This window comes from Lonsdalea quercina subsp. quercina (assembly GCF_000688655.1).
GTDB classification, from domain to species: Bacteria; Pseudomonadota; Gammaproteobacteria; order Enterobacterales; family Enterobacteriaceae; genus Lonsdalea; species Lonsdalea quercina.
The window spans coordinates 80,770-103,820 of record NZ_JIBO01000001.1 but is presented as its reverse complement, the minus strand read 5'-3'; the positions used below and the strand labels follow the sequence as shown (position 1 = coordinate 103,820).

Sequence of the window (23,051 nt, the reverse complement as noted above, 5' to 3'; positions counted from 1 at the left end):
TTCGCGATTTTCCTAGCGGCTGATCGATACTTTACGATCATAGCCGCGTATTCATCTATGGGGAGCAGGTCACGGCAGCTATGAGCGAGAAACAGACGTTTCCCTAACAGCTACGTGGCTGCAATAGTAAATTATATATATTACAGCTACTTCTTTATTAAGTGGCAAGCCATCAGCAGCGACTCCCGCGCAATCATAGGCTAAATCCAGCAATTGTCTTTTAATTGTTTTGGCATCTACCGCCATATCTACCGTAGCAAAATGGATCTTATGTCCCTGAGTGACAACATACTCATTGAGCATATAGCCTACGGCGGGATGAAGCAGAAGGCCACTGGCATTGAGCGAAAGTGGGTCCGCCTTACTCTCCTGTGTCCTAAGGTAGGTATATAACTGATAAATATAGCTATTGCGTAGCGATTGTTCCCGATACCAGCCCTTTGTCAGGATCGCATTAAACTTGGTATCGATAATAATGCGCTGCTGTGCCATCTTGTGTTCAAGAATAATGTCTGACTTCATTGTCGGAAAAATCTCTGCGCTGCCCGCACTTTGATCGCTCAACGCCCATTTCAGCTCTTTCCCAGGAGAGACCCCCCAGTTTGTTTTGGCGAGGTTTACACGATAAAAGCCCGCAATACCTTTTTCAAAAAGTCTTCTCATCCAGTAAAGATTATCTGAGGGCGCAGGCAAAAGATGTTGCCCTGGATCTTCGGTCGGCATTAGCAGTTCAAAAGCTAATTGTGCGGCATCGACCATCGGTTTATCAGCGGCATCATGGCGTCCAAAATGCCACACCGAGCGCAGTTCGTGGTTGTCAGGATATCCTCCGTTTATTCCCTCACGGCGAAGTGATATTGCCATAACGTAGCAATCTGCTGCCAACGACGGTTTCGTTATGATCGGGGTCAGACGTTCTAACGCGCAGCGAACATAGCGGTTTCGCGGGGTGTCGAGGGTCATGTTCTGAAAATGGCAGGCGACCCGACCCCGCTCCAGCAACTGATGACTGACCGTGTACAGTACATCAATATGTCCTCTCACCTTGTTCAGGGTCGCATGACAGGTTTGGTATCCCATGCTTAAATTGCGACGACGACGCAGCGCAATCTCATGTAGCAAGATTGTCGCCACCAGGTCGGGTATTTCTGCCGGGTTATCTTCAACCGCAATATGACTGCGTCCCAACTGGCGAAACAGATCTGAAGCGTACAGCATCAGCAACCAAAGATTTCGCATGGGAATACGTGACGCTTTATGTTGCTCACTCCTGGTGATTGTCGTCATTCTGCTAATAACACTTTTCTGGCTTCGTTGACTTTGTTTGGGGCATCAAACCAGTATTCGGCGAGCAAAGGGCAGATCTCTGTATCTACGACCTGTTCATACCATTCCTGAGCTTCGCTGATTTTCTGTCCGGTAGCTGGGGTGACATAGCTGTGACCGATACAAAACTGCGGCCCTAAGGTGACATCTTTTGCCAGCATCTCGTTTAGCGCCGTCAGTCGAGATTCGATGATGGCTAACAGATCTAAATCAATTGCGAATTTATGATTTACCCATTTTTTCCACGCGTCATTAAACGCTGGCTTTAAATCGATAAATGCGAAACGGCGGCGCAGTGCCAGGTCGAGTAGTGCCAGGGAGCGGTCTGCAATATTCATCGTGCCGATGATATACAGATTCTCAGGGATGTAGATTTTTTCATCAGGATTTTCACTGTGAGAGAGCGCCAGCGCCTCGGTCGGAGTGCGTTTATCGGCTTCCATCAACGTGAGTGTTTCACCGAATATTTGCGCCGGATTGCCACGGTTAATCTCTTCAATAATCACCACATATTTCGCGGCAGGATTATTGATCGCAGTTCTGATTGCGTTCACAAAAGGTCCATCGACTAGAGTTAATCTCCCCTCTTTCCCTGGACGCCAGCCACGAATAAAGTCTTCGTAAGAGAGATTCGGGTGAAATTGCACCGCGCTAATACGCTCAGGAGCTTGTTCTCCCATTAAACAGTACGCCAGACGGCGCGCCAGCCAGGTTTTACCGGTTCCTGGCGGCCCTTGTAGGATCAGGTTTTTCTTGTCGTTCAGGCGTTGAAGTGTGAGTTGGATCTTCGCCTTTTCCAGGAAACAGCCCTCCTGAATCAGATTACTGATGGCGTAAGGCGCGTGAGTGAGTTTTGGTGGCGGCGCACTCTCTTCGACTGTTTCCGCAGTTATAGTCTGGGATTCGTTTTTTTCATAATTCAGGTATTCATAATTTCCGCGACCAAGGAATTTTAACTCATCATCATCGCGTAATTTTTGCAGATAAAAGGAGATTGAGTTTGTAACCGTTTTGCTCTCAGGGCGTTCTGCCTTGAATACGTCCAGGTAGTTTTCTTTCAGCTCCAAAGCAGTGAAATAAGGGCTCTCTTTTTTCAGGCATAATGCCTTAATTTTATTCAGTAGAGAGGCTTTCCACGTTCGATTTTCCACTTCATCTTTAGACTGGCTAAGATCGGTATGCCACGCTGACAGAGAGAGTTCCGGGAAGGAATGAACCGGATAGTTGGATTGGATAAAGGCCTCTTTAAGCGCCTGCATAATGCTCAGGTAGTTTTGCCCACTGCAGCGACCTTTTGCCCCGTTTTTAAGGATCTTAATGTTTAACACTTTCTGGATGTAATACTGCGACTGGCTATCTAAAGTGGGGTAGAACCTGGGACGGGCCCAGTACAGCCCCATGCTCAGATTCCAGCCGACATTCGTCACTGCAGAAGCGATGTCATATGCGGAAGTGAAGTCTGCGGAGGTGGTATTCTTGTTATCCGCAAACGTCATTGCCTGTGAGAACATCTCCCACAAGCGTTCAATGTCATCAGGATCGCGCGACTTTTCATAACCAAAGAACCAAGATTTTTGGTTATTCAGCAGCGGGATACCGGCAAAGGAGTCAGGAACCGGTTCGTTCACGCCCAACAAATTCGCCAGCCTGGAGGCAATAATTTTGCGATTGGTGTCAGTCAGGTTGCGATTGAACAAGCCCATGGTAGTAAACGGACAAATGTCTTTTAAAGGAAAGGCCTCACCCTTGGCAGGTTTGTCCTGTAGATGGGACATCCCGTCGACATCAGCGGCAATCAGATGGATGCCTTTGACTAATTCGGCTCTCCGGTTTCGCCAGGCCAGTAACGCGCTGGCAAAAGCCTCATAAAAACGAGCCCATGCAAATTTGACGTCATGTTCTGCTGTGTCCACGGGTGCTCCCTTATGCTTGTTGGGCATTGATAACTTATCTGTGTGAGTTTTAAGATATTATGATTAATCTCGGGAAACTTAAACTACCCGATACAGGGATCGGCATGCGGCTTTCAAGAGATCACACCCCACCAGCCTCACCCGATTACCGTCTGGATCTGCAATCACCGCTCCATAAAACCATCCCCGGTCATGCGTGGTGGGCTTACCGGTGTTCCGTTCAGACGCTCCTGATCCGCCATCCGCTCCACCTCCACCTTGCTGCCGACGTTCAGAGCGATATTCGCTCAACCAGTAAACTCCGGGTGCGCGGGGCTGCGGGGGCAGAAACACCGCTAAACAGATGACGCCAATCAGCAATACCACGCCGTGCGGGATGACAAAAGCCGGGCCGGAATGGCCCACGGCAGCAACTCTTTCAGGCTGAATGCCAGCATCAATATCATGCTAAGAATGTTATAGTGGCACACTGAATTTGGCCTGACCTGCTCCCCGTTGATTAACATAAACTGATTTAGCAACTTCCGCTTTTGGCACGGAGCGGACAGAGAGTAAAATCACCAAGCACCTTGAACAGCGCCGTCTGATGCTGCAATGGTGGGCTAATTTTCTGGATGCTAACAGCAGCGGTCTGGTTAGGCTGTTTGACAGTATCAGAACCGTGGCAAGAAACGGTATTCCGGTTCCGTTTAACGTCAGATGTTTCTGTTCCGCACTATCGACGAACTGGAACAGGCCCCCGTCAGCTACGATTAAAGGCAATGCCTGTTTAACAGAATAGAAAGAAACGTCAGAACCCGTCGATGAGGAAGTCTATTGCAGCCTTTACCTGAGTACGGTACTGCGAAGCATCACAAAACACCGCACCCAAGGCCTGGACAGGGATACTTGCCAGTTCGTGGGTCATTACGGCGTATTCTTTGCCGTCCGTCAGCATGACGACGGGGACAAGGCGATCCGGTCGGCGGCCTGCCGGATACTTTTCAATAGGGAGCAATGGGATCACTATCCGACGATTCAATTGTCCAATAAAGCACTCAGGTTAATACCCCTTCACGCGCTCTTACCAGTAAGGCACGCTCCACCGTCATGGTCACGCTCTGCGTGTTGCGTTGTTTCGCGGTCATGGTTTCTCTCCTGCATGAAACATGTGCGCATTACACGGCACAATACACTTATCATAACACCAAAAAGAGGCCCGGCTACCGTTGCAGTCCTGCAAACTTCACAGTCAGTCGTCATATCTAAGCCGTCGTTTACTGCAATCACCGATGTACAAACGCCGTTTGCGGGATGAGCGGGCTCTTTGCCGCCCGCCCCCGCAGCCTGCGAATTTTCCGGGCATCGAATACCCGGAAAATTCGCAGGGAAATTAATCTCCCTGAGACTTCTGTCATTCTGCCGCTCCGCAATAAGGTTAAAGCCGCACTCCTTTGCGGCTTATCATCTCCGACTCAAATTTTATCCATTAGGTAACGATGTGCTTTTGAGGCGGCGCTGGCCGCTTTGAAAACATAGCGCTTATCGTTTTTCAGCGCCTGGAGCCATGAGGCAATATAGCTTTCATGCTGAACCTCTCCGATGATCCCCAGATCCGCCATCAGAAAAGCACTTCCCAGCTCCGCCACTAATTCCTCCTCCGCATAATCTGCACTGCCAAATTTCCCTTTCATTTCACGGTTAAGTCGTTTTTTACCACCACTCCAGTGAACCAACTCATGCAGTCCGGTAGCATAGAAATTAGCTGCATCTGAAAACAGATGGCGCTCTGGCAGCCAGACTTCATCAGTTAAGGGCCTGAAAAAGGCGTTTTGTCCTTTCTCAATGATGTTTGCGCCGCTCTTCTGGAACAGATTTTCAGCCTCCGGCAACGAGTCAAAGGTTGCTTCTGGACTGACTGTTTCAGTTGTCAGTGGAAGGTCATCAATTTGTTCAACATTGAACACATTGAAGGTTTTCAGCATCGGAATCTGGTCGATTTCACCGTCTTCGTTTTCTTTCTCTAAGGTTGTATAGAAAATTGCCGTCGTGCCGTGCTCGCCTTTGCGAACCTGCCCACCTACTGCCTGCGCCTGTTTGTAGGTCATCCAGCGTGAATCACCGAAGCCCTGTTCTGATGCACTGCACCACAACAGCATGATATTCATTCCGCTATACGAGATACCGGTTGCAAAGTTGGAAGGCAACCCAGACATGCCCGGCACTCGTTGCCACGGGCAAGACCACGGTTTTACACCAGCTTCCAGTGCGGTAATGATGCTATTGGTGACAGTCTGATAAATATCGGTTTTAGTTTTGGAAAATTTCGTTTTTGAGGAGCCTGACTGCTCCAGCGGGGATACGCTGGTCGCCGCTGCGGTGTTAGGGGCGCTAGTCTGGGTATGCAGGGAAATCGTCATGGTTTTTTCTCCGTCAGTGGTGTGATTTTCGTCTTCGTATCGCCTGACGGTTCGCTTTCCCGGCATCGTTCCGTACTGCAAGGGCGCAGAATGCGTGCCATTTACCCTTGCGGGACGGGTTGTGTTGGGAAACGATTAACCGGAAGCTGATACGGGAACGGAAAGCACACGGGAGAAAAAATCTGCCCCTGCATAGGCAGGCGTAGCGCCCCTTAGACCGCAGTGGTGAAAGGGACTGGATAGTGGTGAGCTGGGACATAGATAGACAGTAACGTTTCGTCAGTTGTAGCTGGTATTGGTCCCATAGCCTGCCTAGTAATCCAGTACTTGACAGTTTCCGAAGGAAAATGAATACTATAAGTAGCAAATGCTAGACTATGTACACAACGCAAACTCGCGGAGCATCGAATATGGCTGAAACAGCACAATCACTTGATTTATTTGATAATGAAAGTGCAGAGCTAGAGTCCCAACTAGAGAAAAAAATGACGAATCATTGCGAATTGCTTGTTGGTGATGCCCGTAAACTTCTATTACAGATTCCAGATGGACATTTCAATTGTATTGTTACATCTCCTCCTTATTGGGGGTTGAGGGACTATGGCGTCGAAGGTCAAATTGGAGCCGAAACCACAGTTGATAATTACATAGCAGATCTAGTGACTCTGTTTCGCGAAGCAAGGCGCACTCTTGCTGACGATGGCACTCTTTGGTTAAACATTGGTGATAGTTACACCTCTGGTGGTCGTACATGGCGCGATGCGGATGCAAAAAATAAAGGTCGTGCAATGAACTATAGAGCACCAACGCCAGAGGGATTAAAACCCAAAGATTTGATCGGTGTGCCATGGAAACTAGCATTCGCCCTTCAGGCTGATGGCTGGTACCTCCGGACAGACATTATCTGGAACAAACCTAACTGCCAGCCAGAAAGTGTTAAGGATCGGCCAACACGAGCTCATGAATATGTATTCTTGTTCTCTAAATCGGAGAAGTATTACTATGATTGGAGCGCAATCAAAGAACCCGCTGTTGATCCTAAGAAAAAATCAAAGAATAGACGAACAGTATGGAACATCAACACAGAGCCATTCCCAGGTAGTCATTTTGCTGTTTACCCAAGGGCCCTTGTTCGCTTATGCATAGCAGCCGGTTCCCCTGAAAATGGCCGGGTCCTTGATCCATTTTTCGGTTCAGGAACTACCGGCGTTGTGTGTAATGAGCTTGGTAGAAACTGTGTCGGAATTGAGCTAAATGAAGAATATGCTCAATTAGCTCATAAGCGATTATTAAATGGGCGTTGACTTAAAAATCCAGTGCGCATGCACCTTGCAGAGATCTTTTCGAAGGTGCTTTATCTGGAGCTTACGTTCGGTACCACCATCAAAATATAGAGCGTATTTGAGATTCCCAGCAGTATCCCTCACATAACCATAACCTGGCTGGGGGTTCTGCTTGCTTTTAGTACAAATCTCCAATTCACAAGTTTCGGCCTCAAGCAGGAGTCCTTTGGGAATCTCGACTAGCTCATAGCGAATATTCGTCTCCACATTTGTCAGTCGACGAAGTGTAAATATGCGATCATAACTTTGCATATGTTCAAGAAATAGGTCTAGTAATAAATTAAGTTCCCACTTACCTCGGCCTAACTCCATCCACTTACTTATATGAATTAAATTATCTTTAATATTTGCTGCTGCTTCGGTCTTCAAGCTAACCGGTATACCGCAAATATTAATATCATGCCCTCGATTAGTTCGACTCTTCACTAACTGAGCGTGAATACCTGCCGCATTCAGTACCGACTCAAATGCGAATTCAAATCGATCTTTACTAAGCGCCTGACGACTACCTGCATGATGGCTCAACAATCGATCACCAAATGAAGCAAGAACAGCATCAGTTACCACATCAGAATCTGAAGCTCGTTCAAATTCATACTGGTTATCAAACGCATTCATAACAGACTTTACCCATTGCTGCTGCGATGGGGTCATACGCAGAAAAGCTTCGATAATCTCGTCAATATCTTTATTTGTAATAGACATCCAAGTTATCCACCTATTCGCTACTCAATGCTTGGTAAGTAATTCGGGAACTGTTATGCCTAGCGTGGAAGCTAAAACCTCCAACGTGCTAAGAGTGACATTACGTTCATGGCGCTCTACTGAACCAATATATGTGCGATGCAAATTACATAACTCGGCCAGTTCTTCTTGAGAAAGCCCCTTTTGTCTACGGAAAGTCTTTATGTTCTCAGCAAGTACAGCCCGAAGAGTGTCACTCGATTTTCTAACCATGCTTAGGCCCCAATGGATCATTTTGGGATTATTATAAAATGATGACTATAAGACGACAGACTATAAGTAGCAAAAGGCATACATAACATGCATATAAGGGATTGAACGACTCTCAATCGATTCCCGCCAAAGTTAGTAATTTTTTCATCAAAGGCATGAAGTCACCCATGAAGAAGCGTCTTTCCGACGAAACAGATCAGTATTATTTGCTCCCTTCCCTTTGTTCAGTACCGGCGTAAAGTAGAGTTTTCGGCCCGTCTTCTCCGTCAACAAGAGGTCATTCGGCATGAAAAAGACGCCTCATACCGAAGAACAGATTGCGTTTGCACTGAAGCAGGCCGAAACCGGCACGCTGGTAGAGGAAGTCTGCAGAAAAAAGATGTGAATTTCAGAAGCCACCTTTCACAGTTGGAAAAAGAAGTTCGGTGGCATGGGCGTGACGGAGCTGCGCCGGTTGTGACAGTTGGAGGAAGATAACCACCATCCGAAACGACTTGTAGCGGACCTGAGTCTGGACAAGGAGATGTTGCAGGATGTCATCCGAAAAAAGTTCTGAGGCCCGTGAAAAGCGTGAAGCGGTGACATACCTGTTGGAAGTTTACCGTATCGGACTGCATCGTAGCTGTCGTTTGATGATGCAGAGCCGTATGATGTATCACTACCGCAGTTGCCGTAATGACCGGGCCGCCACACTGCGGATAAGGGAAAATGCCGAGACCCGTATTCGTTACAGCGTTCAGCGTATTCATATCCTTCTGCGCCGGGAATGATGGTTGATTACCCATAAAAAACATCGCATTTATTGTCAGGAAGGACTGAATCTGCGGACAAAACGTCCCCACCTGCATGTCACAGCCGGATACCGACGTGCGCGTCTGGCCTTCAGTGCAACAGATCAGTGCTGAAGCATGGNCTTCGTAGCTGATAATCTGTTCAACGAACGTCGGATCCGGGCGCTAACTGCAGTGGATAATTTTAGTCGGGAATGTCTGGCGCTCCAGATTGGTCAGGGGCTGTGTGGGGATGATGTGGTCGCGGTGATGGAGTGTCTAAGGCAGTTACAGAAGCTCGTACCGGGACGGCTGAAGACCGATAACGGCAGCGAATTTATTTCCAAAACGATGGATCAATGGGTGTACGAGATGATGTGACGATGGACGTCTCTCGGCCCGGCAAACCAACAGATAACGCGCTGATAGAGTCGTTTAACGGCAGTTTTCGGGACGAGTGTCTGAACATTCACTAGTTCCTGCCACTGGAAGATGCGCAGGAAAAAGTCGAATGCTTGCGGTAGGAATATAACCAGAAAAGACCGATCTCTCATTAAATAGCAAGACTCCGGCGGAATTTTCTCGAAGTCTGAAAAATGCCCCGGATCTCTGATTTAACCTGGCACCGATATTGGGACGAAATCAAAAAACTGGGTATTTAGAAAGAGCATGAGCTAAAATGAGTGCGCTTCAAGCTTGACAGAAATATAAAACGATAAGCTCATTAATAAACAATCAAAAAAAATTAATCATAAGGATAAAAAATATGGACAGTAACAATGATTTCACTATAGGAACTTGCAAACTTTGCGATGCTAAGAACACCAAATTGATCGACAGTCATTATTTACCATCATTTTTTTATTCCCGGATATATGATATAAAAGACAGTAATCATACACTGAATCTAATACAGTCCGATTGGACAAAAAGAAACATCGGAGATCATCAAATAACCAAATACATGCTATGTAAATGTTGTGAAGATCTTTTCAGTAAAAACGGAGAAACATCATTCCCTAACTTAGCACTCCCAATAAATAAAAAAAACCCGTTGCTTTTTGTGAAGTTAATTAGACACTTATTACCAAAGACAAATAAAAACTTAACACTTCCTAATTTAAATAATTTTGATAATGATAGCATTTACTATTTTATCATTAGCATGTTTTGGAGAAGCTCACTTAACTGGAATGCACACGAATATGACAAAAGAACATTTCAGTGCCAATTTAAAGAGAAAATAATTGCTGAAATGAAATCATACCTACAAAATAAAACAATCCCTTCAAGTTTCAAAATATTGGTGATTCCATTATTAAAAAAAACATATCACGCTTGTTCTTTCCCAAAAGAATCCAACTTAAAAAATGGAGGAAAATATTATTCATTTAACATATTTCAATATATTTTTATACTATTGGATAATTCCTTGGCTGAGGAAAAAGTCCCAGAGATTCAAAATGGCAAAATAACATATTGTATTTCAGATTACTTTGAAGACAACTTCGCATATCAGTTTTACCGAAGTTATAAAGAAAGCAAGACCAAAGGTAAAAAGAATCTCGATATATCATGGGCAGATCAAAAAAACATTATATTTTGGTCATTCACTGGATCATTACATCCATTGTATTTCATTCCCGGAAATTATTTAATTAAAGAGTCAAATATATCCTGGAATAAAGATAGCATCTGATTAAAGCCCCTACTTCAGAGTGCTAAAATCAGTTCTGTAAAACCCGCTCCGGTTGGTGGTCATTCTGGTGGTCTTGACAGGCAGCAGATTCTTGTTTAGCTTATTTATTAGCCAGTTACTGGCAAAGGCGATCCCAGTCAGAGGAGCCATATTAGAGAAGCCCGCTTAAGGAAACTTAAGCGGGCTTTTTGCTTTTATGCCATTTTCTGAGCAGTAAAACTGCTGACCTCGACTCATCGCGGATTGAGGGTGCTAAGGTCAATGTGCTTCTGCGAACAGTCCGATTAAGTTCAATGATCACGACGCAGTCTAATGCACGAGACCTCGCCTTTATCCTGACCCAAACTGAATTATTGAGCTGGCTGTCATTGGTCAAATACCTGCTGGGGAAGTAAACCAACTATGTGTTCAAATCATGGGTCAGCGTTTCTTTCATTCTTTCTTTCATCTATTCATTCACGGAGTTGAAAACGACAGCCTCATTGAAGTGGAGTTTCGAAGTCTCTCTCTTGTCATCATTTTTGATTGGTGCTTTTTATCGTAAATACATCCTGACGTACAGTTCACCTCTTAATGAAATAGACGTGTGTATTGGATAGGCCGCGTCATTCGAAATAAAAAGTCGATGGTTTTAAATTACAGATTATGTGGTCTTTCAGCTCGTTATTCGTCAATAGTGAGATTGTGTTATTTATAGACAATGTATGGTTTTATGATTTGTATTTCTACAGCATATTACTACTTATATTGTTCTGTAGTTCAAAATTAAATGATGAGATTTAACTCACTATAAAAAAGAAATCTATTGTGAACAAAGAATGAAAATAAGCTAAGCGTGAATGCTGGCGGTGGAAAATAATCCACCATATCGCTCCGTTTCACGGTTAAGTTTTACTCCCACTTGTCGTATTTATTTAATGACAGGCGGATTATCGACTCAGTGTAACTTTCGATGACGCCAAATAGCAATGAAGCAGCGTAATGCTGCCAAACTGGACAATATTTGATGAAGAGGGTATATCGAAGACAACGTGTTCAACGGAAAAATACATGTGAATGAGAGCCTCCAGATCTGGTCTGGAGGCCCGGATAGATTCAATATGCAGACTACTTGCTACCTGACAATAAGGTAGAGAATACTCTTATTATTTAGAAGGATTTGAATGCTACCGTGAGTCGATTGATGGAACCTGATGATTCTGGCAGCGACAGTACGACATCAACGTTTTCTGCGATGCTGTTTATAATATCGATCTCACAAGACTTGTCAGAATTGAGCAGAATATCGGCTGTATTAGTAAAATAACCATCAATTGTGGCAGAACCAGTGACAGATACCCTAACCTGAGTTATTTCGGCGCGAAGACCAGACGACTGCGCAGTTTTAAGATATATGGAACAAGGCGTGATTCCGTTGGCAGGCGCTCCCGTAGAATAGTTTAGGTATTGAATATTACCATTTCCCTGAGTGTAAGACCCAAAACGAACCACTTGACGAACGCTGACACCAGGGTTATTTAAGGCTTCTGCTGTAACTTCTACATTATTTTGCACTGATGAACGAAGCTTAAAGCTGCTTTCACCATTTTGATTGAGAATGGGCTGATACGTGCTAGAACCCGACTCATTGAAAACAGCATTACCTACTGCCGATAAAACAACTGTTGACCCGGCCTGGCCTTTTACGACGCCCTGGTTATATGGATAAAGATGAACAGCATTATAATCTGTATTCACGGCTCCCGTGGAGATGATCATACTGAGTTCATCGACGCTGCCGCTTAAATCAAGTATAGCTTCACTAAATTCTGATACTCCCAATATGACACCATTACGTCTGACCTGATAGCTGGCCAATAAAATACCTTTATCCTTGAGAACTTCGAGTTTACTTTCAGGAATAAAGAAAGTCATTCCCGCAGTGATATTCGAAGCCAATATTATTTGTGATTCTACACCACCATTTGTAATATCCCCTGACGCGCTCTTGCCCATCCAATAGAGCGTCACTGTATCATTTACCTTAATGTCAGTGTATGGGCCAACATAAACATAGGTGCCAGCATTGGCTGTAATACTGCTCTGGTAAATCACACTGTTCACGGCATCACTGAAAACAGGCGCTGGATATTTTATCTCTGGCTTTCCGTCAATAATTTCAACAGTTACCTTGTAAGACGTTCCTGTATTACCTGCCACATCGCGGGAGGTATAGCTAATAGAATGCACTCCGACATCCAGACCTGTCGTTATGACCACAACAATAGGGAAATCGGAGGCCAAATCATCTACGATAACTTCTTTTACAGGCAGGTTATCCCATAATACCGTAATGTAATCACCGCGTGCGGCATCATCATACTGCTGGATACGAACAAATACGCCGCCCGCAACATTCAGGTCATTAAGGCTTATGGAATTGTCTGATGTCATCTGCGGTAAATTCGGCGCCGGGAGGGCAGTTACTGCATTTACCATATAAAACTCCTTCAATGAGGTCGGTAAAATCCAGAGATGGGACTGCCCCACCCCTGGAACCGGGTTTAAGCCTTAGGCAGATGTGGCGGAACCGTATCAATAATCACTGTTTTCGTGAAAGATGATCCCGCTACGGCAACAGAACCCGTTCCTGTCACGGTGTACCAGAACTGTCCACGGACGTCATCAAAGGTATCTTTGCTGTCCATAATTGCATCTTTCGGTATTTCTAAAGGAATCTTTTTATCACTGATTTCATCGTCAGTGACGGTATGGGTCGAGATGGCTTTAGATGGGATAATTTCTGTTTTATAGTTTTTGTCGAACACTCTCATGTAGAGGGTAATGATATTGTTCGCATAAATGACGGCATCGTCCGAACTCTGGGGAAGGATTACGTACGCAGTGACGCCAGTTTCTGGATCTACATCGTCATAGTTGATGGTGTTATTAGAGATGTCGGAGAACTCTGGAGCATCATATAGCGGATTGATATAGGTCCCGCCGGTGACGGTAATCGCCAGAGGCTGTGAATAGGTAATGTTCTGCGCCAAGTCGGTTATGGTGTAGTAAACCGTGTAATCTCCATCGGATAGTACTTCCGTTGCCGAAAAGTCGTTTTTGATGTTGATGATCCAAGGGAAAGTGTCGCTGGTACCATCATCGAAGCGGGAAATTGCATTCTTTCCCCAATAGAAGTTATACAGGTCCCCCGCAACAGGGTCATCGGTATGACGCAAAACCATTGCCTGTACTGTGCCGTTAACCTCTTTTTCGGTCAGTATCCCATTTTTAGCCTGCGGAACGATAGGAGCCGATAAATCATCGGAATAAAAGCCGACTTGCAGGCTTTTTGTATCTTTGTCAGCGTCATCCACGGAAGCTTGGACAATAACGCCCCCTTTTATTTCGCAATCGAGCGTATTTGAAGCAAATCCCGTTGCTGAAGTGAGGCTAGTGGCGCTCCCGAGCGTCGCAGTGGTATGTTCCGGACCTATAATAGTCCATTTGACCGTCATACCCTGCGCGCCTACGCCAGTTTCACTGTTAAATACTTTCGCAGTGAGGTTCAGTGTCGTACCAGGAGCAACAACAGGAACATCTGAAGTTAGTAGAATTGAATTAGCCATAGCATAACCTCTCTTTTCTGATTAATGATTTACTTTCTGAAATATGTTCTGCCTATTTGATATGTCCAGTGACATATTTAGGCCTCGTTAAATATTTAAGCTTATATTTAAAGAATAACTTAATGTAGGATATTATTTTTTATGAGCAATGATCTTTTTTTTAATGAGTTATATCGTGACAATTATCGTGGTAATAATCTAACCTAAAACCATGTGCGATACATCAACGAGATATATACGCATCATCGTTTTACTCTTCTCAGTGTCTCTTCTAAACTGGCTTTAGGAAAACAGGACAAGCGTGATTCATGACTGCAGTTCACAATATTAACCCTCCGTCGTATATCTATTGAATACGATTCAAATTCAGTTTTCCAGCGGCGAACACTGTAGCTGGTAGGATTGTTTAGTCGAGGATGTTTTCCATGCCAGTGAACACCTTTTTCTAAAGAGCAGTCGTAACCCAGAAGAATAATGTTCTCAACCCCTAAACTTATGGCGAAAAGAATCGCCACTATTCCCGTGTTTAATGCTTCTTCCGTTTCTTTATCGAAATAATGTATTTTATATTTCTGTGCTGCGGATTCACTACACGTCCATTTTTGAGCGGGGGAAGTAATAAGATCATAATTATCATTCCACCACGCCTCATCACCTGCAAAAATATATTGACATTCCGGATAGATTGCCCAGCTGGAATTTATCGTTATGACAGGTATTTCATGGTCGCACAGGCGCTGAACATCGGCCTTGCACAACGATGGCCCTGACGCACACACCGCAATGGCATTGGCTGTCATACGTTTCGCTCCACGTTAAGTTTCCCGGCTAAATAGAACGACGGCTGAAAGCATAGCTGCTTATCCCCTCCCGACCAGATTCGCTCTTAATGATAATATTCGGCACAGTCGAACCCTAATCTAAAACCAATGAACCAGATTAGTGCGCTCGGTACCAGGAGTGTTTATCCCGTCGGTCATGCCGTGAATAAAGCCTCGATTTGGGACTCTCAAATACCGGTTCTGAATCAAACACCCATTGATCAGGGTGCTGCACGGCAATATCTGAGTGGTCGATTTGTTTGAACGGATTCCAGAGAGGAAGCGCTAGAAGGCAGCCTGTGTCCAGTTTAGTCCAGAGCCATCGGATAAACAGCCGGCAAACGGATTTACGTCATGACCGAGCGTTTCAGGTCGGGACGCCACAAACTTGCCTATGCCAACGCCTACCTCCACTATGATTTCCTGATAACACCGAGAGACGCCATCCACCTATACTCAGTCCAGGGAGCAGACCCAATCGGAATTCAGTTCATCATTAAATCATTTCACACGAACGCTCCCTTTGGTATGCCGCCGTCATACGTTCAATAAACGGCGTTACCTTAGATGGTAAGTTACTGATGAACTTATTACATTTGTGCTTCATCAGTTGGCAACGGCAGTAGTTATCCGGGTAGATGAAAATGGCCTGGGATAAATCCATGCAACTGCGGTCAGTCACTTTTGAATGATGGTTACTTCCTCCGCAACCTCCCTGCAGACCAATCATTGGACGTCTATAAGCCAGAGCGGCCAGCATCACCACCCCAACGCCACACACCACCATATCTGCCTGCTCGACAAGCGCTAGCATCTGGGTGATTGTTAGCTCACCATGATGTAATTTTTGATGGGCGAAGGGTTCAACGTCAGGGATCCACTCTAGACCCGGTTCATTATCAGCAATACTGACGACATGCCAGCCTTTGTCAGCCAGAATTCTGGCGACGCTGTCGACGTATTCATTAAGAGGGCCACGACTGGCGTTAAACCATTCTGTGCGTACGGTCGTTGGACGGATAACCGCGAGCGGTTTATTTGTGGGGATCCCAATATCAGGCAACGCATAGTGAGGTAAATCAAGATCTGCCGGGGGTATACCAAACTGGCGCTCCATCGTAGTGAAAATGGTGCCCTGTTGCATGTCGACATCACCATAAAAAATACGCTGACAATCTATCCCGGGCGGGACAGGTTCAAAGCGAACCTTCGTCTTATTCTCATTTTTTTTTTGCGTACGTAGGGGGGTGTCTGCCTTAACAAAATGCAGGTTACTGATCCCCTGATAAATTTCCGGCACAGGAGTTTTTAACCAAATCTCATGATTCCTTTGAGCCAATTGCTTTATGAAACAGCGCTGCATGATATTGTCCCCAATACCATGCATTCCATCAAAATAGACTTCTTTCATGGGATACCTTATTCAAGAGATTAATATTATTGGTTCATAAGCAGGTACTCGAGTGTAGGCAAACTTTAGTCGGAAGATGCTCCCTTGTTACAAAAACAGGGATTGCACTGATTAAGCCAACCGGCCAGCCGCCAAGATTTCTCTTGACGGCTTGATAAGCATGATGATCAGTTAACCCTACACATGACGTAACTTGCACCCGGTTGAGGTGACGTCCCGGGAACTCCCGTGGAGTAGATGAAGGCAATATCTTGCTTCGCACGCCATGTCGTGGTTGTCTCTGCGTCCCAGTAGAACTGGTAGTGTGTCAGTGACGAACTATCACGCCATTCACCAAACAACTTGCCCACCACTGATACCGCACCATCCGTCAGGTCTGCTTCAGACTCTATAGTAGGGGATGATCCGAAGGCCCTGCAGGCAGAACTCGCATAGTTAGAACCATTCCTTTCCACAGCAGCACGGTCAGAGACTCTGTACCATTTCAGCAAAGTGAAGGTATAGGTCAGCGGCGTCCCCCCAGATTTAGGCGTAGCGGTGATGGTCACCTGACGCTCCGACTCCGCCGGCGAATCATCACCACTGTCTGCAGATGTCGTAGAAGCTTTCATGGTCGCAACGCCATTATTGTCCACCGTTACCCAAGACCGGTCACTGCTCCAGGTATAATTGATCTGGTCATTCCTGGCGTTATCAATATAGAAATACATCTGCGCGTTGGCAAAGCCCGTTTGTGGGAAGCCTTGCCCCGTCGTAAAGACGTACGTCGTACCGTAAGGCGAGACGCCCGTGATTGATGAGGCCACAAAGGTAACGCTCTGCGTTTTACCTGTATCACGGCTGTTCTCTCTCGCCTGAGCCGTGACCGTCACCTCTTCACCTACCGTATCGGTCAGGGTGACCTGTGCCTGCCCGCTGCTGTTAGTGATGACTGCCTCGGCACTAAGTGTTGCGCTACCCGTCACGCTGAACGTCACTGGCGTATTCGCTATCACTGCGCCGTTGCTGTCTGTAACCGTGGCGGTCAGGGTAGACGAAGCACTACCATCTGCTTTCAGACTCGTGTCGCTGGCCGACAGCGCGGTGACGCTAAAGATGATAAATGTCGTCTGTGCCGTGGCCGTTTTCCCGTTACTGAGCGCGGCGGTGACAGTGACGGTCTCCGCTGTAGCGTCGGTCAACGTGACTACGACCTGGCCATTGCTGTCCGTCGTCCCCGCAGAGGAAGAAAGGACTGCGCCGCCGTTTGTACTCAGCGTGACACTTTGACCGGAAAGGGAATTGCCGTTGCTGTCCTTCAGCGTCACCGTCGCCGTATTGGTTGCGCTGCCATTAGCCAAAGCCCCGGTTGTGGCGGTCACCGCCAGCACTGCGCTGTCCAGATCGGCCACAAAACTGCTGTCTTTCGTCTGACTGCTGCCGGTAGAAAGTTTTGCCGTCACCTGCACCGTTTCGACCACCGTATCGGTCAGTGTGACCTGCGCCTGCCCATTACTGTCAGTGTTGACCGCCGCGCTACTCAACCTCGCGCTACCGCTGACACTGAACATGACGGGCATATTTGTTAGGGGGTTGCCGTTCGAATCCGTGACCGTCACCGTGGCGGTATTGGTGTCGCTACCCGATGCCTTAGCCCCGGTGGTCACAGTCAGGTCTTTCAACCGGGCGCTGTCCTTGTCGGAGACAAACAGGCTCGGTGCCGTAGCGCTGCCACCATTAGACAGGGTCGCCGTCAAAGTCAGAGACTCGGCAATGGTATCGGTATAAGACACCGTCGTTTTCCCGCTGCTGTCGGTGACCGCAGACTGACCAAAGACAACTGTAGATTTATCTGCTGACCATGAAATGGTCTGACCTGCAAGCGCATTGTCGTTTGCATCCGTCACCGTGACCTGAGCTACGTTCGTCGTTTTCCCATCTGCCGGGCTGCCGTCCGAGGTGACACTCAGGATACCGATTTTCGCGGTGGCGTTATTCCCGGTGAAATGCACCGTCGCCTCTGCCGCCTGGCTGCCTGACGTGGCACTGATGGAGGCGCTGCCAGCGGTCGTGGACGACAGGTGCACCGTAGCCTTACCACTGCTGTCTGATGAAGAAGCGTTTTCCTTCATCGTGACGCCGCCAGGCAGGGTCCAGGTAATGTCTTGTCCTGTTGCCGGCTTGCCGTTNCTATCCGTCAACGNGGCCACGACTGTGTCCGTACTGCTGCCATCCGCCACAGCGTTGTCCTGCGTCACGGTTAGTTCGATTTTGCTGACCGATATCGCCACGAAGTGACTATTTTGTGAAGCGCTAATACCGCTACTTTGCACCGTTACCGGCACCGTCTGTGCTTTCGTGCTGGTCAGCGTCACCGCAGCCAGTCCGTTGTTATCCGTGACGGACGATGCCGACATCAGGCTAACGCTGCCGTCAGTGGAAGGTGCGAGCCAGTTGATTGGCGCGTTGCGCACCGGCTGCCCGCTGCGGTTTGTCGCCAGCACCTGTAACACATTTCGGGTGGTTCCATCCGCCGGGCTATTATCCGTGATTTGCGTAAGCAAAAGGTGCGCTACGTCCTGCGCCGGATTTTTACGATACTGCAACACAATCTCGTTGTTACGATTCACCAAGTCATAGCGGCTGGCAGCCAGGGTGCGCATGACCTGCACATTCGCCGGATCAATCTGCCACCGCCAGTCGTGACCGAAGTTCCAGCTCACGTCTAAGGTAACCTGCGTGTCATGGACGCCTTTTCCCTGACGATGGTCGGTGCCCAGTGTAACTAAAGGAATCGGGGTGTATTCAACGCCTGCAGTGATTGCGTTCGGGTTGTGCTGTAAGTGATCTTTATTAAAGAGTGCCACCTGGTCGCCATAATACTGCTCCCACACCAGTTTGCCCCCCAGTTGAGGATAAGCCGGCAACCACCCTTCGGCCCGGATATCGTATCCGTCGGCGGGTTTCTCCTGCCAAGTACCGTCAAAATCGCGTGAGGTGTGCCAGTCTGTAGTCCCAATATAGGTATTGGCCGACAGCCTAAGGTAATCACGCCAGGCTTCTCCGCCAAAACCCACTCGCCGGTTATGCCCGGTAAGGTCGTTATCTAAGAAAACGTTGCCACCATACATCCAGCCATTTTGCCAGAAAGTACGTACGCCCCAACCCAGGTTAGTTGTGAGACGGTCCGATGGTTTGCGGATCCCGCCCTGCGCAAATAAAAGGGCATGCCCATTGTCATAAAATGGAACCAGCAGATCGCCGCTGCTGTGACTCCAGCTCCCGTGGCGATCCATGTTGAGCTGGACACGGGCCGTACCGAAGCCGTTCAGCCACTGTTGTAGCCCTGCAGACGCCTTCCCTACGATTAGAGATCGTGCGGAATCCGATGCATACCCTGAAGACAACATACCTGCGCCCTGAGTCATGATGTCCGAATATGGCAGGGAATCATCTTGTACAGAAGACGGTTCATCGGTATGGCGATCGACGGAGAAAGGCGAGCGGGGTTCAGCCGCAGCGGACTGAGAAATAACAACGGGTATAACAGGCAGGAATGCCTGAAGTACAATCTGAGACCAAACTATAATTTTTTTCAAAGATTTCATCGTATCACTTACAGCATTGTTGCAAGTATCAGAGAGGAACCCATAGCCCGTTAACAAAATCATATATTTTAGAATTTGCTAACCAGGTCCTCCCAACGGAATAACCAAAGTAGAATAATTCCACGCAACCATTACGCAGAAGACTACCTCGATCTCTTTTATCGCAGCGTTGTCGGACGTCATCAATTTAAATACAGCCTGGTGCTGAATTTTCTTTGACTCGCCATTGTCGCATTAAGTAATATTAATTAGATATTTCACCTGCTCAGAAGTCACTTTATATCATCCTCCCTCGCTCTTCAGAAAAAATTAATTTTTTGGGTTAAGAGCGATATATCACTATTGCAGTGCATGGCACCACATATAATCGGAGAGTAAAAAGAACGCCTGAGCGGTAATAGAACCATAATCCTTGACGGTTTTCCATNCCTTTTTTTCTTCAGATATAAAGATTATCTGATATTTTATCTTCGATAATGTATTCATTTCTCGCTTCTCTTCCTCTACGCCAGGTTTCTGCGGGGGAAGTATATTTACTTTATTTTATTCGGCAATAATGATCGGTTGAGACTATTGGATTGAGCATCATCACTTCCGACTGAATTAAATAGGACTTAAACCATGAGCCTGAAAAGAGGTTGCATTAAAGGTTCTAAAAATCATGACCTTAATCAATAAAAAGCACTCACAGAACTATCACAAGGGTGATTAAAACCCCTATTTACACAAAGAATTTAACGCAGGAGACACGAATGTTTTACACAATTCGTTTAGGCAATATTTAATTTGAAAACTGAACACCCGGTAGGAACCTGATTAAACTTAACGTAAAAATGTGAATTAGGTACGAAAATTTCTGTTGATCGTTTTAGCTACTTACTTTATAGGCTAGACATTCCCGTCACAGTGATTAAATTTTGGAAACCTCGGATTCCATAATACTTTTTACCTATAGAAACAAATTTTCACTTCGCATTAAACAGGTTTTAATTTAAGGCTGTGTTAGTTGATATCTTACCCTGTACAAATAAGTCTCGTCATCCTAGAGTTATATAGGTTTATCCAAGCGGAGTAAAAACAGAAGACAGCAGTCCACCCTAGTTGAGATATTTTCTATTTCGTAATATTGAGCTATAACTAATGATTGATAACCCCCTAAACAATATTCACGGTGTAATCGACTAGTATTGGCTACATATTACCTACTGCTTTATTTCTGCGCCGGATATTGTACACAAAAGAATATTGCTCTGAACATGCCGCACCTTAATGGTTTCATGTTTTTGCTTCCTAAGTAACAGGCGGTCACAAGTTCATGACTGCTGGATTTATGTAACAGAAACACCTTAGCTCTCCTGCATAAACGGGGGGAATTCAATTTGACTCATAACATTTCAAACGAGGAAATATTTATGTATACCCTGATTTTGACAGCCACCTCTACGGCATCAGCCAACGGGTCCGATACAAACACCGCAACAGCCATACTGATGAACGATGGTCAATATGTCAGCGGGAAAGCGGTTGAATTCAGATTAGTAAGCGGAAACGCGATTTTTTCTGATGGAACTCAAATCATTAAGGTGACAACCAACGCTTTGGGACAAGCCTCCGTAGAATATACAGACACCGTGGAAGAAACTATTTCAGTAATGGCTATAATGGCAGACGATGCATCAGTTTACAGCATCACGACCTCTTCTTTTAAGGCTAGCACACCGACTCCGGGACCCCTTCCGACGCTCGAGGTTACACGAATTTATAACGACAACAATAAAAATTTCGAGATTGGTGGCCCCCATCATCTGTTCATAGGCGCAACGTTTTATATTGAAATCAGCGAACCGTCGCCGTCCACCATCTGGACATGTGATGACGTGAATGTGCAAGTGAAAAATGTCAATGGTTTAGGGCATGTTTCGATAAAAGGCACGCCAATATCCGACGTGATTCAAATCAAATTCAGCAATGCATCAGGCAGCGGCGAATATGATATCGCTTGTAATCTTTATCTAGATAATGTTCATGCCGGATTAAATAAAGCGATGCCAACCAGTGCTGAATATATCGCGATATATGGTGAGTGGGGTGATATGACTACGTTCGGCTGGGGAAAAGCATCGGGGGCTTATTATTATTACGCTTTCCACAGCATCTTGTCGGGGAGTACTGTTGATATGACCGATGGCCAGAAAAAAGTCATTGGTCTTGGTTCATGCAGTTACGCGTCTAAACAAGTGCTTAGTAAAGTCCTGCCAGACGGAGACTAATGTACAACTGACCAACAATGACTAATGGGGGTAACCGCCATGAAAATTGGCGGTTACCCCAACGATGAACGCCTTGGCATTTCCTCAGCCACATGGCCCGGTCATTGTCATGACGACAGACAACGGACCTCGCTGGCTAGACTTACACGTAATCCTGAGACCTGTGTATTCGGTCACCCCATTTTCAATGAGCCGACGGTGCGTTACATCATGAGGTCGACAATCCCCAAGACTCATTGTTCAACGATGCCGTTCATCCTCTATCGCTCTTTAGCGATACACGCTTGTTATTAAACAATCAGTAGGGTTAGGCAGCCCAACTGTGCTTCCACATGTATCGGTTTGCGTTTTCATGATAATGGACAGTTTATCGATAGAGTAAAGACTCCTGATGATCAGGTGAATGGGAAACGCCTCTACCGAAATTCGTTTCTGGAGTTAATGACTTGGTTGCCGATGATATTTTGCGCATGGGTCGACGTCGTGGTCCGTTCTTTTTTCTTATATTGATCGGGAGAACAATATGGATGTATCGCAAATTGCCTCGCTAGCTACCCGCGTTGATAACCAAGAACTCAGTCGTCGGGTGAGCACCACCCTACTGAAAAAGACATCGGATAATCAAGAGTCAACCGCAGCCAATCTTCTCGAATCAATCCCATCGTTGCCGGCTAATCCGGCGGTGGGGCGAAATATCAACACCACTGCCTAAGTCGCGTTGTGAGCGGCTGCGTTCAATAAATGCCGGTGCTTTGCCAATCAATCGCTGATTTGTTCTTAGGTAAACTTGATTGATAGTCGGTGAGTCGCCGCGGCCTCAACCTGCGACAGAGAGTCCCGGGTTGAAGCGAGCAGCAGGCGATGGTGGCTTGGGGTGGCGCATAGCCTACCGCTAGTTTCAGCATTAAAGTTTCCATCAAAATACCTGAGGCCATTGAGGTACCTGA

The 23,051-nt window shown here is 46.4% G+C and carries 14 protein-coding genes and 4 pseudogenes; 6 read left to right on the top strand and 12 right to left on the bottom strand.

The features are described 5' to 3' along the window. Positions 1-78 precede the first annotated feature (78 nt). Positions 79-1,287 (bottom strand): 5-methylcytosine-specific restriction endonuclease system specificity protein McrC, encoded by a 1,209-nt coding sequence (mcrC, locus tag RZ35_RS00370; RefSeq protein WP_071999720.1) that lies wholly within the window; start codon positions 1,285-1,287, stop codon positions 79-81. Further along, positions 1,284-3,239 (bottom strand): AAA family ATPase, encoded by a 1,956-nt coding sequence (locus RZ35_RS00365; RefSeq protein WP_026741513.1) that lies wholly within the window; start codon positions 3,237-3,239, stop codon positions 1,284-1,286. The genes mcrC and RZ35_RS00365 overlap by 4 nt, the downstream gene beginning before the upstream one ends. Positions 3,240-3,801: 562 nt before the next feature. Here RZ35_RS00365 and RZ35_RS18195 point away from each other — a divergent pair. Next, positions 3,802-3,888, top strand: a pseudogene (locus RZ35_RS18195) (mobilization protein mobC); the annotation flags it as partial. 141 nt (positions 3,889-4,029) lie between these two features. Here the strand turns inward: RZ35_RS18195 and RZ35_RS00360 are convergent. The 3 genes and pseudogenes from RZ35_RS00360 to RZ35_RS00355 form a co-directional block, all read right to left on the bottom strand. Next, positions 4,030-4,269, bottom strand: a pseudogene (locus tag RZ35_RS00360) (CcdB family protein); the annotation flags it as partial. Continuing rightward, a pseudogene (locus RZ35_RS17880) lies at positions 4,266-4,366 on the bottom strand (type II toxin-antitoxin system CcdA family antitoxin); the annotation flags it as partial. The pseudogenes RZ35_RS00360 and RZ35_RS17880, both read right to left, overlap by 4 nt. A gap of 327 nt (positions 4,367-4,693) precedes the next feature. Further along, a complete protein-coding gene (locus RZ35_RS00355; RefSeq protein ID WP_026741512.1) occupies positions 4,694-5,638 on the bottom strand; it encodes an ArdC family protein in 945 nt (314 codons plus the stop codon). Positions 5,639-6,048: 410 nt separating this feature from the next. Between RZ35_RS00355 and RZ35_RS00350 the strand changes: the two genes are divergently transcribed. Continuing rightward, entirely contained in the window at positions 6,049-6,942 is an 894-nt protein-coding gene (locus RZ35_RS00350) for a DNA-methyltransferase (RefSeq protein ID WP_026741511.1), read from the top strand. On the opposite strand, the gene RZ35_RS00345 is transcribed toward RZ35_RS00350, so the two are convergent. Together RZ35_RS00345 and RZ35_RS17010 are read right to left on the bottom strand one after the other, a co-directional pair. Continuing rightward, entirely contained in the window at positions 6,928-7,686 is a 759-nt protein-coding gene (locus RZ35_RS00345; RefSeq protein WP_026741510.1) for a hypothetical protein, read from the bottom strand. The two genes, RZ35_RS00350 and RZ35_RS00345, sit on opposite strands and share 15 nt — an antisense overlap. A 24-nt stretch (positions 7,687-7,710) precedes the next feature. Then, entirely contained in the window at positions 7,711-7,938 is a 228-nt protein-coding gene (locus RZ35_RS17010; protein WP_071999719.1) for a helix-turn-helix domain-containing protein, read from the bottom strand. Between the two features lie 286 nt (positions 7,939-8,224). Here RZ35_RS17010 and RZ35_RS17580 point away from each other — a divergent pair. Both RZ35_RS17580 and RZ35_RS00325 read left to right on the top strand, forming a co-directional pair. After that, positions 8,225-9,321 (top strand): annotated as a pseudogene (locus RZ35_RS17580) (IS3 family transposase). Positions 9,322-9,474: 153 nt separating this feature from the next. Next, the gene (locus RZ35_RS00325) at positions 9,475-10,407 is read left to right on the top strand and encodes a hypothetical protein (protein WP_026741508.1); all 933 of its coding nucleotides are present in this window, start codon (positions 9,475-9,477) and stop codon (positions 10,405-10,407) included. Positions 10,408-11,556: 1,149 nt separating this feature from the next. On the opposite strand, the gene RZ35_RS00320 is transcribed toward RZ35_RS00325, so the two are convergent. The 5 genes from RZ35_RS00320 to RZ35_RS00305 all read right to left on the bottom strand — a co-directional run bounded on the left by RZ35_RS00320 (position 11,557) and on the right by RZ35_RS00305 (position 19,636). Beyond that, positions 11,557-12,885: a hypothetical protein gene (locus RZ35_RS00320; protein ID WP_026741507.1), complete on the bottom strand. Its 1,329-nt coding sequence runs from the start codon at positions 12,883-12,885 to the stop codon at positions 11,557-11,559. A gap of 65 nt (positions 12,886-12,950) precedes the next feature. Continuing rightward, positions 12,951-14,015: a hypothetical protein gene (locus RZ35_RS00315; protein ID WP_026741506.1), complete on the bottom strand. Its 1,065-nt coding sequence runs from the start codon at positions 14,013-14,015 to the stop codon at positions 12,951-12,953. A gap of 242 nt (positions 14,016-14,257) precedes the next feature. Further along, positions 14,258-14,815 (bottom strand): hypothetical protein, encoded by a 558-nt coding sequence (locus RZ35_RS17875; RefSeq protein ID WP_139171486.1) that lies wholly within the window; start codon positions 14,813-14,815, stop codon positions 14,258-14,260. Positions 14,816-15,332: 517 nt separating this feature from the next. Beyond that, complete coding sequence (locus tag RZ35_RS00310; RefSeq protein WP_051625416.1) at positions 15,333-16,247, bottom strand: hypothetical protein; 915 nt, start codon at positions 16,245-16,247, stop codon at positions 15,333-15,335. Positions 16,248-16,414: 167 nt separating this feature from the next. Next, complete coding sequence (locus RZ35_RS00305) at positions 16,415-19,636, bottom strand: Ig-like domain-containing protein (protein ID WP_455709668.1); 3,222 nt, start codon at positions 19,634-19,636, stop codon at positions 16,415-16,417. Between the two features lie 1,610 nt (positions 19,637-21,246). Between RZ35_RS00305 and RZ35_RS00300 the strand changes: the two genes are divergently transcribed. Together RZ35_RS00300 and RZ35_RS16995 are read left to right on the top strand one after the other, a co-directional pair. After that, positions 21,247-22,104 carry an Ig-like domain-containing protein gene (locus tag RZ35_RS00300; RefSeq protein WP_026741505.1) on the top strand — a complete coding sequence of 286 codons (858 nt, stop codon included), beginning with the start codon at positions 21,247-21,249 and terminating at the stop codon, positions 22,102-22,104. A 523-nt stretch (positions 22,105-22,627) separates the two neighbouring features. Continuing rightward, entirely contained in the window at positions 22,628-22,816 is a 189-nt protein-coding gene (locus RZ35_RS16995; RefSeq protein WP_071999716.1) for a YjfB family protein, read from the top strand. Positions 22,817-23,051: the final 235 nt, after the last annotated feature.

Coding starts and splice junctions, on each gene's coding strand:
- mcrC (WP_071999720.1), bottom strand. CDS start 1,287: ATGACGACAATCACCAGGAGTGAGCAACATAAAGCGTCACGTATTCCC.
- RZ35_RS00355 (WP_026741512.1), bottom strand. CDS start 5,638: ATGACGATTTCCCTGCATACCCAGACTAGCGCCCCTAACACCGCAGCG.
- RZ35_RS00350 (WP_026741511.1), top strand. CDS start 6,049: ATGGCTGAAACAGCACAATCACTTGATTTATTTGATAATGAAAGTGCA.
- RZ35_RS00345 (WP_026741510.1), bottom strand. CDS start 7,686: ATGTCTATTACAAATAAAGATATTGACGAGATTATCGAAGCTTTTCTG.
- RZ35_RS17010 (WP_071999719.1), bottom strand. CDS start 7,938: ATGGTTAGAAAATCGAGTGACACTCTTCGGGCTGTACTTGCTGAGAAC.
- RZ35_RS00325 (WP_026741508.1), top strand. CDS start 9,475: ATGGACAGTAACAATGATTTCACTATAGGAACTTGCAAACTTTGCGAT.
- RZ35_RS00320 (WP_026741507.1), bottom strand. CDS start 12,885: ATGGTAAATGCAGTAACTGCCCTCCCGGCGCCGAATTTACCGCAGATG.
- RZ35_RS00315 (WP_026741506.1), bottom strand. CDS start 14,015: ATGGCTAATTCAATTCTACTAACTTCAGATGTTCCTGTTGTTGCTCCT.
- RZ35_RS17875 (WP_139171486.1), bottom strand. CDS start 14,815: ATGACAGCCAATGCCATTGCGGTGTGTGCGTCAGGGCCATCGTTGTGC.
- RZ35_RS00310 (WP_051625416.1), bottom strand. CDS start 16,247: ATGAAAGAAGTCTATTTTGATGGAATGCATGGTATTGGGGACAATATC.
- RZ35_RS00300 (WP_026741505.1), top strand. CDS start 21,247: ATGTATACCCTGATTTTGACAGCCACCTCTACGGCATCAGCCAACGGG.
- RZ35_RS16995 (WP_071999716.1), top strand. CDS start 22,628: ATGGATGTATCGCAAATTGCCTCGCTAGCTACCCGCGTTGATAACCAA.